Below are 12426 nucleotides of genomic sequence, written 5' to 3'. Positions count from 1 at the left end.
CTAGCGTTTGTCAGGTGACGCTCTCCCTCGCGGTCTCTCCCTGCCCGAACGACACGTTCGTCTTCCACGCCCTGATCCACGGGCTGGTGCCCGGCGCGCCCGCCGTCGACCTGACGTTCGCGGATGTCGACGTGACCAACACGGCCGCCGAGACGGGCGAGTTCGACCTGGTCAAGGTGAGTTACGCGGCGCTGCCGTGGCTGCTCGACAAGTACGATCTGCTGCCCTGCGGCGGGGCGCTCGGGCGGGGCTGCGGGCCGCTGGTGCTGGCCCGGGAGCAGCGCGCGAACCTGGCCGGCGCGACGGTGGCGGTGCCCGGGGACCGGACCACGGCGTACCTTCTGATGCGTCTCTGGTCGGCCGAGAACCCGCCGGCGAAGATCGAGGTGGTCCCGTTCCACCAGATCATGCCCGGGGTCGCCGCCGGGAAGTTCGACGCCGGCCTGGTCATCCACGAGGCCCGGTTCACCTACCAGCGGTACGGGCTGACCGCCCTCGCCGACCTCGGCGAGTGGTGGGAGTCGGACACCGGCCTGCCGATCCCGCTCGGCGCGATCCTGGCCCGGAAGGGAACCGTCGACCCGGCGCAGGCGGCCGAGTGGATCCGCGACTCGCTGCGCCAGGGCTGGCTCGACCCGGCCGCCAGCCAGGACTTCATCCTCGCCAACGCGCAGGAGATGGAGCCGGCCGTGGTGAAGCAGCACATCGAGCTCTACGTCAACGAGTTCACCCTGAACCTGGGCGAAGACGGACTCGCCGCCGCCGACGCCCTGCTCGGGCGCGCGGCGGCGGCGGGTCTCACGCCTGCGGTGCCGTCCTTGATCCAGGCCGGACGAGCCTAAATCTCGAACTCGCCGGCGATCGCATGCAGCAGCTGTGCGATCTTCAGTGCGGTCTTCTTGTCCGGGTAACGGCCGCGCTGCAACGTGGGCTGCACGGTGTTCTCCAGCACCTTGATCATGTCTTCGATCATGCTGGCGGTCTCCTCCGCCGGACGGCGGCGCGCCTCGGCGTCCCGCAGAGCCAGCGACGGCGGGGCGTCCAACAGCTTCACCCCGAGCGCCTGGGCGCCCTTGCGACTGTCCACCACACCGAACTCGATCTTCTGACCGGTTTTCAGGTCGGTGACCCCCGCCGGCAGCGCACCCTTGGGCAGGAACACGTCGCCGCCCTCATCACTGGTGACGAATCCGAATCCCTTCGTCGCGTCGTACCACTTCACTCGACCCGTGGGCACCGCTGACCTCAACTTCACTCAATGGACACAACTGCTCACGGGGAGCCTATCCAGCCGAGGGCCCGGACCCAACTGCAATCTCATCCAGCAGAGCCGGGAAGGCGGTCAAGTCGGACAGGACGTACGTGGCGCCGGCCGCGCGGAGGTCGTCCGCCGGGCACGGGCCGGTGGTCACGCCGATCCCCGGGACCCCGGCTGTCCGGGCCGCCACCATGTCCGCGACGTGGTCCCCGACGTACCACCGCACACCGTGCTCCACCAGCGCGGATGCCTTGCCCTCGGCGAACAGGTCACCGGCGAGCCGGTCGTACGGCAGCCCCAGATGATCGAGATGCAACCGCGCCAGCCGGTCCAGTTTCGAGGTCACCACGACGACGCGCAGACCGGCCGAACGGACCGCGGCGAGCGCCTCGACGGCGCCCGCGGTCGGGACGGACGGCTCGATCGCATGATCCGGATAGAGCCCCCGGTACGTGGTGACCGCTTCCTCGACGTCCTCGGCCGGGAACCACTCGCGCAGTTCGTGCCGCAGCGGCGGGCCGAGCCGGGAGACCGCCAGATCGGCGTCGACGAAGACGCCGGTCCGGGCGGTGAGCGCGCGGTACGCCGCCGCGATCCCCGGCCGGGAGTCGATCAAGGTCATGTCCAGGTCGAAACCGACCGCCGGAATCAATGCGCCTGCGACTCCGGCAGGTGCCGCAGCCGCTCGAGCGGCAGCGGGAACGTCTGGTCGTCGCCGAACGGCGACGGGGCGGCGGCCCGGTCAGAGACCAGCTCGGACACCTGGAGGTGCCCCTTCAGAGCCGGGCTCTCCTGGTTCTTGGCCTTCGACGCCACGTTCGGTCCTCCTTGCGAAAAGAGGTCCGGCCACGCCCGGACCCGTCACCATCGTCCCATGAACGTTAGCGTTGAAGACGATGGCCACCACATTTGCGGATCAACTCCGGTCGCTGCCCGACGAGGCGCTGGGCGCGCTCCTTCAGCTGCGCCCTGACCTGGTCGTTCCGGTGCCCGCCGACATCTCGGCGCTGGCCGTTCGCGCGCAGTCGCGCGGATCGGTCGCCCGCTGTCTGGACGGGCTGGACGAGTTCACCCTCACGATCCTCGACGCGGCCCGGGTCACCCGGGCCGCCGACACCGCTCTCACCTCGGTGCACGCCATCCTGGAGCTGGCCGGCGAGGCCGCCGCGGACGATGACGTGCAGGTCGCGATCGACCGCCTCCGGGTGCGTTTCCTGCTGCACGGCCCGCCCGAGGCGCTGCAGGTGGTGGGTGCGGTCGACGAGGTCACCTCGCCGTACCCGGCCGGCCTCGGCCGCCCCGCCGACTACCTGGACCCGCACGCCGCCGCGCTGGTCACCGATCGGGCGAAACTGCGGCGTACCGTGCTGGCCGCGCCGCCCGGCGCCCGCGCGGTGCTGGACCGGCTCGCCGCGGGCCCGCCGGTCGGCTCGCTCAGCCGGAACGCCGGCGAGGCCGCCGAGCCGATCCGCTGGCTGGTCGAGCAGCACGTGCTGGTGCCGATCTCGGAGGCCGGCCGGGCCCCGCGCCCGGACGGCGAGCTGGTCGAGCTGCCCCGCGAGGTGGGCCTGCTGCTGCGGCGGGACACCGGGCCGCTGGGCCCGCTGCGCCCGGCCCCGCCGATCCCGGCGGCGACCGCACGCGACCCGAAAGCGGTCGACTCGGCCGGCGCCGGGCAGACCATGGAGGCGGTCCGGGCCGTCGAGTCGATGCTGGAGGCGCTCGCCGCCGAGCCGGCCCCGATGCTCAAGACCGGCGGGCTGGGCGTCCGCGACCTGAAGCGGCTGGCCCGGGCGGCCGGTGTGGACGAGGCCGGGGCGGCGCTGCTGGTCGAGGTGGCGTACGCGGCCGGCCTGCTCGGCGAGTCCGAGACGTCGGTGCACCGCGCCCCCGGTGCGGTCCAGGACATCTTCCTGCCCACCGGGGCGTACGACCTGTGGCGCGCGGCCGGCATGGCCCACCGCTGGACCGTGCTGGCCCGCGCCTGGCTCGCCATGACCCGCCAGCCCGGCCTGGTCGGCCGGCGGGACGAGCGGGACCGGCCGATCAACGCGCTCGCCCCGGACGCCGAGCGGGCCGGCGCCCCGCAGGCCCGGCGCGAGGCCCTGGACGCGTTCGCCGGCCTGGAGCCGGGCGCCGCTCCGGCCGTCGACGACCTGCTCGCACTGCTGTCCTGGCAGGCGCCGCGGCGGGCGCGCGGGCGCGAGGTCGGGCACCGGGACGGGTACGCGGGGGCCGCGCTGCTCGGGATCACCGGGTTGGGGGCGCTCACGTCGTACGGCCGGCTGATGGTCGCCGACCCGGAGCTGACCGAGAACGATCCGCTCGGCCTGCACCCGGACGAGACGCCCGCGGACGCCGTCCGGGCCCTGGACGTGCTGCTGCCGGCCCCGGTCGACCACATCCTGGTCCAGGCCGACCTGACCGTGGTCGTGCCCGGCCCGCCCGAGCCGGAGCTCGCCGCCGAGCTGGACGTGCTCGCCGAGCCCGAGTCGGTCGGCGGGGCCAGCGTCTTCCGGGTCACCCCGGCCAGCGTGCGGCGCGCGCTGGACGTCGGCTACACCGCCGGCGACCTGCACGCGGTGTTCCGCCGCCGGTCCCGGACCCCGGTGCCGCAGACGCTGGAGTACCTGATCGACGACGCGGCCCGCAAGCACGGCGGGCTGCGCAGTGGGTCGGCCGGGTCGTACCTGCGCAGCGACGACGAGGCGCTGATCGCCGAGGTGCTCTCCGAGCGCCGGCTGACCGGTCTCGACCTGCGCCGGATCGCGCCGACCGTGCTGGTCAGCCCGCGCCCGGTGACCCGGCTGCTCGGCGCCCTGCGGGAGGCCGGCTTCGCCCCGGTCGCCGAGGACGCCGGCGGCGCGGCCGTGCTGACCAGGCCGAAGGCGCGACGGGCGCCGACCCGTACGCCGCGGATCGTCGAGCCGACCGGCCCGCCGGCGCTGTTCGGGCCGCGCCTGGCCGGCGTGGTGGAGCAGCTGCGGCGCGGTGACGTCGCGACCCGGGCGGCGCGGCGGGCGCCGGTGACCGTCCGGGCCGCGCACGGCCAGGCGGTGCCCGGGCTGACCGCGGTGCAGCAGCACAGCCAGGCGATGGCGGTGCTCCAGCAGGCGGTCCGGGACCGGGCCAAGGTCTGGGTGGGGTACGTGGACTCGCACGGCGCCACGCTGTCCCGGCTGGTCCGGCCGGTCTCGCTGAGCGCCGGCTACCTGCGGGCCGAGGACGAGCGCGGCGAGAGCCTGCACACCTTCGCCCTGCACCGGATCACCGCGGCGGTCACCGAGGAGTGAGCCCAGCACCGAATCACGGCGGCGGTCACCGAGGAGTGAGCTCGGCACCGGATCACCGCGGCCGCCACCGACGAGTAAACCGTGGCACACTGAATGGTTGGCTTCTCGACCTCGGACCGGACAAAACACCTGCCCATCCGCCCGTTCAGTGAAGGACATACGCGTGACCAACGGACCACTGATCGTGCAGTCGGACAAGACCCTGCTACTCGAAGTCGATCACCCGGACGCGCAGGCCTGCCGGATGGCGATCGCGCCGTTCGCCGAGCTGGAGCGGTCGCCGGAGCACGTGCACACGTACCGGCTGACCCCGCTCGGCCTGTGGAACTCGCGGGCCGCCGGGCACGACGCGGAGAGCGTGGTCGACTCGCTGCTCAAGTTCTCCCGCTACCCGGTGCCGCACGCGCTGCTGGTCGACGTCGCCGAGACGATGGATCGGTACGGCCGGCTCCAGCTGGTCAACGACCCGGTGCACGGGCTGGTCCTGCGCGGGCTCGACAAGATCGTGCTGCTCGAGGTGTCGAAGTCGAAGAAGCTGGCCGGCATGCTCGGCGCGCGGATCGACGACGAGAACATCGCGGTGCACGGCTCCGAGCGCGGCCGGCTCAAGCAGGCCCTGCTCAAGCTCGGCTGGCCGGCCGAGGACCTGGCCGGGTACGTGGACGGCGAGGCGCACGAGATCAGCCTGGCCGAGGACGGCTGGACGCTGCGGTCGTACCAGCAGGAGGCGGTCGACGGCTTCTGGGCCGGCGGCTCCGGCGTGGTGGTGCTCCCCTGCGGCGCGGGCAAGACCCTGGTCGGCGCGGCCGCGATGGCGACCGCCAAGGCGACCACGCTGATCCTGGTGACGAACACGGTCGCCGGGCGGCAGTGGAAGCGGGAGCTGATCGCGCGCACGTCGCTGACCGAGGAGGAGATCGGGGAGTACAGCGGCGAGCGCAAGGAGATCCGCCCGGTCACCATCGCGACGTACCAGGTGCTGACGTCCCGCCGGGGTGGCGCGTTCACCCACCTGGACCTGTTCGGCGCACGGGACTGGGGCCTGGTCATCTACGACGAGGTGCACCTGCTGCCGGCGCCGATCTTCCGGTTCACCGCGGACCTGCAGGCCCGCCGGCGGCTCGGCCTGACCGCGACCCTGGTCCGGGAGGACGGCCGCGAGGGCGACGTCTTCTCGCTGATCGGCCCGAAGCGCTACGACGCGCCGTGGAAGGACATCGAGGCGCAGGGCTGGATCGCGCCGGCGGAGTGCGTCGAGGTCCGGGTCACCCTGACCGAGGCGGAGCGGATGTCGTACGCGGTCGCCGAGGCCGAGGAGCGGTACCGGATGGCGGCCACCGCCCGTACCAAATTGCCGGTCGTGAAAGCGCTGGTCGAGAAGCATCCGAACGAGCAGGTGCTGGTCATCGGCGGCTTCCTGGACCAGTTGCACACCCTCGGCGAGTACCTGGACGCCCCGATCGTCGAGGGCTCCACCACGAACAAGGAGCGGGAGCGGCTGTTCGACGCGTTCCGCTCCGGTGAGCTGAAGACCCTGGTGCTGTCGAAGGTCGGGAACTTCTCCATCGACCTGCCCGAGGCGGCGGTGGCGATCCAGGTCTCCGGCACGTTCGGCTCCCGGCAGGAGGAGGCGCAGCGGCTCGGCCGGGTGCTGCGGCCCAAGGGCGACGGGCGGCAGGCGCACTTCTACACCGTGGTGTCCCGGGACACCATCGACACCGAGTACGCCGCGCACCGGCAGCGGTTCCTGGCCGAGCAGGGGTACGCATACAAGATCGTGGACGCGGACGACGTGCTCGGCCCGCCCATCCCGCAGGTGGACTAGGGCGTCGCCGACGGTGCGGCCGGGGCGGTCGGGGCGGCCGGCGCCTCGGCCGGCTGCGGCGGCTCGTTGCTGCTCCGGCTCAGCGCGAAGAAGCCGCAGATGAAGATCAGGAAGCCGACGATCCCCAGCACCACGACGAGCACGAGGCCGATGCGGGGCCCGCGGGCCGGCTTCGCGGGCGGCGGGGGCGGCGGGGGCGGCGGCGAACTGAACGGCTGCTGCGCGCCGAACGGCGAGTCGGGCGGCGGCGGCATGGCGGCGAACGGCGGCGCATAGGGCGCTGCCGATGGCGGCGTCGCGGCCATCCGCGGCGCGCCGGCCTCCTCATAGGCCGCCGCGGCCACCACCTCCGGGCTGCCCAGCCGCTCGAGGATCTCGATCAGCTGCTCCTCGCTCCGCACGTTCCGCTCGGTCCGCTCGGTGGCGATGTGCGCGGCCAGGTCGGCCAGCAACTCCCGGCGCTGCAGCAGCGGCAGGCCGCTCAGGCGCAGGTCCACCTCGTGCAGGTACTCCCCGACCAGGTCGGGCTGGCTGGGCTTCATGCGATCTCACCGGTTCCCACGAGACGGTCGACGGTCTGACGGAACGACACCCATTCGGCGCGGAAGTGCGCGAGCGCGGACCGCCCGGCCGGGGTGAGGCTGTAGTAGCGCCGGGGCGGGCCGCTCGGCGACTCGGCCCACTTGCTGTCCAACATGCCGCCACGGCGCAGCCGGGACAGCAACGGATAGATCGTGCCCTCGGTCGCCGCGAGCGTCTGCTCCTCGGCGAGCCGCCGGACGAGCTCGGTGCCGTAGCGATCCTCGAACTCCACCATCGCGAGCACACAGAACTCCAGAGTCCCGCGGCGGAGCCCGGAGGCCAACTGCGCTCCTTCTGCCATGCACGACAGAGTACCTTGCGGCGCAAGGTACTTCCATCTACCGCTTCCAGAGCCGCGCGACACCCACTCCGACCAGGGCGCCGACGGTGTTGTGCAGGACGTCGACGGCATCCCCGCCGCGGCCGATCAGCGCCTGCCAGAGCTCGATGCCGAAGGTCAGCGCGGCCAGGGCGGCGAGCACGGCGAGCGGCCGCGGCCAGAGCCGGGCGGCCAGAAAACCCAGAGGCAGGAACAGGCCGAGGTTCGCGATTTTCTCGCGGCTACTACCAAAACCCCCGATTACGTACGCAGGGTGAGCGAACCCGTCCAGATAGGAACGCATCCCACCCCATGACGGCCGAAACTCCCCGGTCGTGACGGTCGCCGCCAGCACCGCCCCGAGCGTCAGCACGAACAGCACCCCGAGCCGTCTCCGCCCCGGACTGATCCGCACCCCGATCGGCCCGGCCACCAGCACGGTCAGCCCGAGCAGCACCAGCAGCCGCGGCTGACTCACCACCGCCCAGACGACCCCCGAGTCCAGCACGCCCGCCAGCCAACCAGACGAGCGCCAGCGGTCAGCGGTGCCAGGTGCGGGCGCTGGTGACGACCTCGTTGCCGACCCGGTCGTACGCCCGCAGTTGGACCTTGAATTTCTTGGGGTAGTTCTTGGTGTTGATCGAGAAGGCGTAACCGGCCCTGGTGTCGGTGGCCACCACCTTGCCGTTGATCAGCAGCTGCACCTCGGCGACGCCGTTCTTGTCGGCCGCCTTGGCGCCGATCTTGACGATGCCCTTGACCTTGGCCCCGTTCCTCGGTCCGGAGCTGATCGCCAGCGTCGGTGCGTCCGCGTCGACCTGCAGCGTGACCGGCGTGGTGGAGCCGTGGCCGTTCCGGTCCCAGGCCTTGATCACGACGTCCAGCGGGCGGGACCGCCCGAAGCCGTACTCGACGGTCGCCGCGGTGGAGACCAGGGCGCCGTTGATCCACCACTCGACGTGATCCACGCCGGATTCGTCGGTGAACGTGGCGCCGAACCGGTGCCGCCCGCCCGAGGTGATCCGGCCGACCGTGACCTCGGGACCGACGTTGTCGACCGTGTAGTCACCCGAGTAGACGGTGAAGTTGCCGGGTTTGTCGCTCACCCGCACGAACGGCCCGCCGAGATGCGGAAACGTCCGGGGAAACGTCGAGGTGTCCCAGGTCAGCGTCCACGGCGCGGACGTGGCGCGGCTGTACACCTGGTTGTTCCATTCCAGGGTCACCTCGGCGACGTCGGTGTCCTGGGTCGTGACGTTGATCGTGGTGGTGTCGTGCACGACCCCGCTCAGCGGCGTGACGACCGCGGTGGGTGCGATGAGCTCCATGTGCACCCGGGTGGTCAGCTCGCTGTGGTTGAAGGCCTTGTCGTAGACCCGGACGGTGATGTCGACGTCGGTGTCGTTGCGCGATGAGTACAGCCAGGCGCCGATCCCATGCTCGCGCACCCAGGCGGCGTTCAGACTCCGGGTCTTTCCGCCGACGTCCGTGGTCACGGAGGTGACGTCGTCGGCGAAGGTCGGGGTGAAGTGGCCGAACAGGCCCAGCAACTGGCCCTCGACCAGGCCGGTGGAGTAGATCTCGGGCGGTGTCGTGTCGGCCGGCTCGTCGGCGAAGGCCGGTGTGCCGGTGGCGAGCGTCAACAGAACGGACAGTGCCGCGATCGCGGCGGTGCGGAGCGTTCTCACGGTGCATCCCCCATGCCGAGAACCAGTCTCGGTCACGATAGGGCCCCGGCTCGACGTCGTCGATCCGAAGTGGATGCATACAAGGTCACAAATGTGGCACGGGTGGGCCGGGTTCGCGCAGGTCGGCGAGCAGGTCGCCGTGGGTTTCGACGCGGGTCAGGACCTCGGCCGGGGTGAACTGGCGGGCCTCGATCTCGCCGGTCGCCATCGCCTCGGTCTCGGCCCAGGTCAGCGGGGTCGAGGCGGTCGGCGCGGCGCCGGCCCGCAACGAGTACGGCGTCACCGTCGTCTTCGCCGCGTTGTTCTGACTCCAGTCGATGAAGATCTTGCCGGGGCGCAGCTGCTTGGCCATCTTCGCGGTGATCGAGCCGGGCACCAGCCGGGCCAGCTCCTCGGCGATCCGCTTGGCGTAACCGGCCACGACCTCGGCGTTCTGCGTGCCGGCGAGCGGGCAGCAGAGCTGCATCCCCTTCTTTCCCGAGGTCTTCGGGTACGCCGTGATCCCGTCCTCGGCGAGCCGATCACGCATCAGCACCGCCACCGCGCCGCACTCCCGCAGCCCGGCCGGCGCCCCCGGGTCCAGGTCGACGACGAGCAGGTCCGGGTCGGCCCCGATCCGCCACTGCGGGGTGTGCAGCTCGATCGCCGCGAGGTTGGCCAGCCAGACGAGCGTGGGCAGCTCGTCGACGACGACGAAGTCGATGGTCTCCCGGCTCTTCGTGGAGCCGGGGACCGGCAGCGTCGCCAGGCGCACCCAGCCCGGGGTGCCGCCGGGCTTGTTCTTCTCGAAGAAGTGCACGCCGTCGACGCCGTTCGGGTAGCGGATCCGGGTCACCGGGCGGTCCCGCAGGTGCGGCAGCAGGACCGGGGCGATCCGGGTGTAGTAGTCGATCACCTCGCCCTTGGTGAACCCGGCCGCCGGGAACATCAGCTTGTCCAGGTTGGACAGCTCCAGGTCCCGGCCCTCCAGGTGCACCACGAATCGGTCAGGCATCGTCGGTGCACTCTTCCGGCATCTTGTCGTCGCGGAGCCGCAGGAAACGCGGGAACCGGAGCCGGCGGTCGGGTGTCTGGTTGCCGTAGCGGATCTCGGCGACGAGCTCCGGTCGTACCCAATGGGCGCCTTTCGCATCCGCGCGTGGCACCGCGCCGGAAGCGAACGGCGAATCCTGAGCGGCGAGCGGCGCCAGCCGCGAGAGCAGGTCCTTCTCCGCGACCGCGCCGATCCCGCCGCCGACCCGCCCGCGAAAGGCCAGGCCGTCGGGGGTGGGCACGCCGATCAGCAGCCCGCCGAGCTTGCGCACGCCGGGGCGCCAGCCGCCGATCACGTAGTCGCCGGTGCGGTCGAACTTGACCTTGATCCAGTCCGGGGAGCGGCGCCCGGCCAGGTAGACCGAGTCGGAGCGCTTGGCCATCACGCCCTCGAGCCGGTTCTCCCGGGCGGCGGCCGCGGTGGCCGCGCCGTCGCCGAACGACGGCGGCACCATCCAGCGCGGCCCGGCCAGCCCGAGCTCCTCCAGGCGCTCGCGGCGGGCCAGGTAGGGCAGCCCGGTGTAGTCGATGCCGTCGAGAAAGAGCAGGTCAAAGATCAGATAGGTGGCGGGGAGGGCGGCGGCCAGGCGCGCGGCACGGCTTTTTTCCCGTACGTGCATCCGCTCCGCCAGGGCGGTGAACGAGGGGCGCCCGTCCGCGTCGAAGCAGACCATCTCGCCGTCGAGCAGGGTGCCCTCGGGCAGGTGCAGGTCGGCGATCTCCGGGTAGGCCGCGGTCACCACCGCGCCGGAGCGCGCGAACAACTGCGGCGCGCCCCCGCTGAACAGTGCGAGAACGCGAACCCCGTCCCACTTGAACTCGTAGCTCCAGTCCGCGCCCACGGGCAGCTCGCCCGCGGTCGCGAGCATCGGGGACAGCGGAGTATCTGTCACCCGATCACCATAGGCAAAAGCATTCACCTTACGCAGGCGTCCCAGTGATGCCATCCTGATCGAGTGCCGTGACGACCGTCTTGGGAGCTGATCATGCGAGCGATCTGGAAAGGTGCGGTCTCGTTCGGCCTGGTGTCGATCGCCGTGCGGCTGTTCTCCGCGACCGAGGAGAAGGACATCCGCTTTCACCAGGTCCATCGCACCGACGGGGGCCGGATCAAATACCAGCGCACCTGCTCGGTCGACGGCGAGGTGGTCAGTTTCGACGACATCGCCAAGGGATACGACATCGGTGGCGGCGAAATGGTGATCTTGACGGATGAGGATTTCGCCGATCTTCCGTTGAGCACGTCCCGCGCCATTGACGTGCTGGAATTCGTGCCGGCCGAGCAGATCGACCCGATCCTGTTCGCCAAGGCGTATTACCTGGAGCCGGACGGGCAGGCGACGAAGCCGTACGTGCTGCTCCGCGACGCCCTGCGGGACGCCGACCGGGTGGCCATCGTCAAGATCGCCATCCGGCAGCGGGAGCAGCTGGCCACCCTGCGGGTCCGGGACGACGTGCTGGTCCTCAACACCATGCTCTGGCCGGACGAGGTGCGTACCCCGGAGTTCGGCTTCCTCGACGAGGACATCGAGACCCGGCCGGCCGAGCTCGCCATGGCGAGCTCGCTGATCGACTCGATGGCCGCCGACTTCCAGCCGGACGAGTTCACCGACAACTACCGGTCGGCGCTCCAGGAGGTCATCGACGCCAAGGTCGAGGGCCGCGAGGTGGTCCAGCCGGAGGAGGCCGAGGAGGCCGCGCCGGCGGCGATCGACCTGATGGCGGCGCTGAAGGCGTCGGTCGAGCGGGCCAAGAAGGCGCGCGGCGAGGCGGAGGCCGAGGCGAAGCCGGAAAAGCCGGTCAAGAAGGCCGTGAAGAAGGCCACTCCAGCGAAAAAAGCCACGCCACGTGCGACGAAGGCCGCGAAGAAGTCCGCGTAAGTAGTCTTCCCCCCATGGGTTTTTCTCGGGTCTTCCCCCGCGGGGTGGTTCAGTGGCATTGACATGGGCTGAGTCGTACCTGGGCAAGGTGCGCGCGAGTGTCGGCGACACCGACACGATCTTCTTCGTCGGCGCGCGCACCCTGGTGCTCGACGAGCAGGGCCGGATCCTGCTCATCCAGCGCTCGGACAATCACCGCTGGGCGATCCCGGCCGGGGCGATGGAGCTCGGCGAGAGCATGGCGGACTGCGCGATCCGGGAGCTCTGGGAGGAGACCGGGCTGCGGGCGACCTCGCTGACGCCGTACGCGTTCTACACGGCGTACACGTACACCAACGACTACGGGCACACGTACCAGCAGGTGCTGATGACGTTCGTGGTGCACACCTGGGAGGGTGAGCTGCTCCGGGTCACCGACGAGAGCGTGGACGCCGGCTGGTTCCCGCTGGACGAGCTGCCCGGCGGCAAGTCGTTCGTGATCGACGAGGCGCTGGCCGACCTGGAGATCTTCAACACAACCGGCCGCCTGGTGATGAAGTAACCGGGTTC

The 12426-nt window shown here is 71.3% G+C and carries 14 protein-coding genes; 5 read left to right on the top strand and 9 right to left on the bottom strand.

The genetic code is table 11. The features are described 5' to 3' along the window. The first annotated feature begins 14 nt into the window (after positions 1 to 14). Positions 15 to 842, top strand: a complete 828-nt coding sequence (locus tag L3i22_RS01630) for a 1,4-dihydroxy-6-naphthoate synthase (protein WP_221325234.1) — start codon at positions 15 to 17, stop codon at positions 840 to 842. Here the strand turns inward: L3i22_RS01630 and L3i22_RS01625 are convergent. From L3i22_RS01625 to L3i22_RS01615, 3 genes are read right to left on the bottom strand one after another with little or no spacing between them, the layout of a single operon-like run. Then, the gene (locus tag L3i22_RS01625; RefSeq protein ID WP_221329743.1) at positions 839 to 1237 is read right to left on the bottom strand and encodes a cold-shock protein; all 399 of its coding nucleotides are present in this window, start codon (positions 1235 to 1237) and stop codon (positions 839 to 841) included. The two genes, L3i22_RS01630 and L3i22_RS01625, sit on opposite strands and share 4 nt — an antisense overlap. Before the next feature lie 46 nt (positions 1238 to 1283). After that, entirely contained in the window at positions 1284 to 1910 is a 627-nt protein-coding gene (locus L3i22_RS01620) for an HAD family hydrolase (RefSeq protein ID WP_221325233.1), read from the bottom strand. Continuing rightward, positions 1907 to 2074 (bottom strand): hypothetical protein, encoded by a 168-nt coding sequence (locus tag L3i22_RS01615; protein ID WP_255657874.1) that lies wholly within the window; start codon positions 2072 to 2074, stop codon positions 1907 to 1909. The genes L3i22_RS01620 and L3i22_RS01615 overlap by 4 nt, the downstream gene beginning before the upstream one ends. Before the next feature lie 80 nt (positions 2075 to 2154). Here L3i22_RS01615 and L3i22_RS01610 point away from each other — a divergent pair, with 80 nt between their 5' ends. Beyond that, the gene (locus L3i22_RS01610) at positions 2155 to 4551 is read left to right on the top strand and encodes a helicase-associated domain-containing protein (protein WP_221325232.1); all 2397 of its coding nucleotides are present in this window, start codon (positions 2155 to 2157) and stop codon (positions 4549 to 4551) included. Positions 4552 to 4714: 163 nt separating this feature from the next. After that, positions 4715 to 6376, top strand: a complete 1662-nt coding sequence (locus L3i22_RS01605; protein ID WP_221325231.1) for a DNA repair helicase XPB — start codon at positions 4715 to 4717, stop codon at positions 6374 to 6376. On the opposite strand, the gene L3i22_RS01600 is transcribed toward L3i22_RS01605, so the two are convergent. From L3i22_RS01600 to ligD (L3i22_RS01575), 6 genes are all read right to left on the bottom strand, one after another. Then, positions 6373 to 6918 carry a DUF1700 domain-containing protein gene (locus L3i22_RS01600; protein ID WP_221325230.1) on the bottom strand — a complete coding sequence of 182 codons (546 nt, stop codon included), beginning with the start codon at positions 6916 to 6918 and terminating at the stop codon, positions 6373 to 6375. The genes L3i22_RS01605 and L3i22_RS01600 overlap by 4 nt on opposite strands. Continuing rightward, the gene (locus L3i22_RS01595; protein WP_221325229.1) at positions 6915 to 7259 is read right to left on the bottom strand and encodes a PadR family transcriptional regulator; all 345 of its coding nucleotides are present in this window, start codon (positions 7257 to 7259) and stop codon (positions 6915 to 6917) included. The genes L3i22_RS01600 and L3i22_RS01595 overlap by 4 nt, the downstream gene beginning before the upstream one ends. A gap of 37 nt (positions 7260 to 7296) precedes the next feature. Beyond that, complete coding sequence (locus L3i22_RS01590) at positions 7297 to 7785, bottom strand: VanZ family protein (protein ID WP_221325228.1); 489 nt, start codon at positions 7783 to 7785, stop codon at positions 7297 to 7299. 31 nt (positions 7786 to 7816) lie between these two features. Continuing rightward, complete coding sequence (locus L3i22_RS01585; protein WP_221325227.1) at positions 7817 to 8965, bottom strand: Ig-like domain-containing protein; 1149 nt, start codon at positions 8963 to 8965, stop codon at positions 7817 to 7819. An 85-nt stretch (positions 8966 to 9050) separates the two neighbouring features. After that, positions 9051 to 9959: a non-homologous end-joining DNA ligase gene (gene ligD / locus L3i22_RS01580; RefSeq protein ID WP_221325226.1), complete on the bottom strand. Its 909-nt coding sequence runs from the start codon at positions 9957 to 9959 to the stop codon at positions 9051 to 9053. Next, positions 9952 to 10866, bottom strand: a complete 915-nt coding sequence (gene ligD, locus L3i22_RS01575; RefSeq protein WP_221329742.1) for a non-homologous end-joining DNA ligase — start codon at positions 10864 to 10866, stop codon at positions 9952 to 9954. The genes ligD (L3i22_RS01580) and ligD (L3i22_RS01575) overlap by 8 nt, the downstream gene beginning before the upstream one ends. Before the next feature lie 117 nt (positions 10867 to 10983). Here ligD (L3i22_RS01575) and L3i22_RS01570 point away from each other — a divergent pair, with 117 nt between their 5' ends. Both L3i22_RS01570 and L3i22_RS01565 read left to right on the top strand, forming a co-directional pair. After that, on the top strand, positions 10984 to 11877 hold the full coding sequence (locus tag L3i22_RS01570) for a Ku protein (protein WP_221325225.1): 894 nt from the start codon (positions 10984 to 10986) through the stop codon (positions 11875 to 11877). A gap of 52 nt (positions 11878 to 11929) precedes the next feature. Then, the gene (locus L3i22_RS01565; protein WP_221325224.1) at positions 11930 to 12418 is read left to right on the top strand and encodes an NUDIX domain-containing protein; all 489 of its coding nucleotides are present in this window, start codon (positions 11930 to 11932) and stop codon (positions 12416 to 12418) included. The last annotated feature ends 8 nt before the right edge of the window (positions 12419 to 12426 follow it).

This window comes from Actinoplanes sp. L3-i22, assembly GCF_019704555.1.
In the GTDB taxonomy this organism is placed as follows: domain Bacteria; phylum Actinomycetota; class Actinomycetes; order Mycobacteriales; family Micromonosporaceae; genus Actinoplanes.
The sequence above is the reverse complement of the archived record's forward strand: the minus strand, read 5'-3'. Positions and strand labels throughout refer to the sequence as shown.

Coding starts and splice junctions, on each gene's coding strand:
- L3i22_RS01610 (WP_221325232.1), top strand. CDS start 2,155: ATGGCCACCACATTTGCGGATCAACTCCGGTCGCTGCCCGACGAGGCG.
- L3i22_RS01600 (WP_221325230.1), bottom strand. CDS start 6,918: ATGAAGCCCAGCCAGCCCGACCTGGTCGGGGAGTACCTGCACGAGGTG.
- L3i22_RS01595 (WP_221325229.1), bottom strand. CDS start 7,259: ATGGCAGAAGGAGCGCAGTTGGCCTCCGGGCTCCGCCGCGGGACTCTG.
- ligD (WP_221325226.1), bottom strand. CDS start 9,959: ATGCCTGACCGATTCGTGGTGCACCTGGAGGGCCGGGACCTGGAGCTG.
- ligD (WP_221329742.1), bottom strand. CDS start 10,866: ATGCTCGCGACCGCGGGCGAGCTGCCCGTGGGCGCGGACTGGAGCTAC.
- L3i22_RS01570 (WP_221325225.1), top strand. CDS start 10,984: ATGCGAGCGATCTGGAAAGGTGCGGTCTCGTTCGGCCTGGTGTCGATC.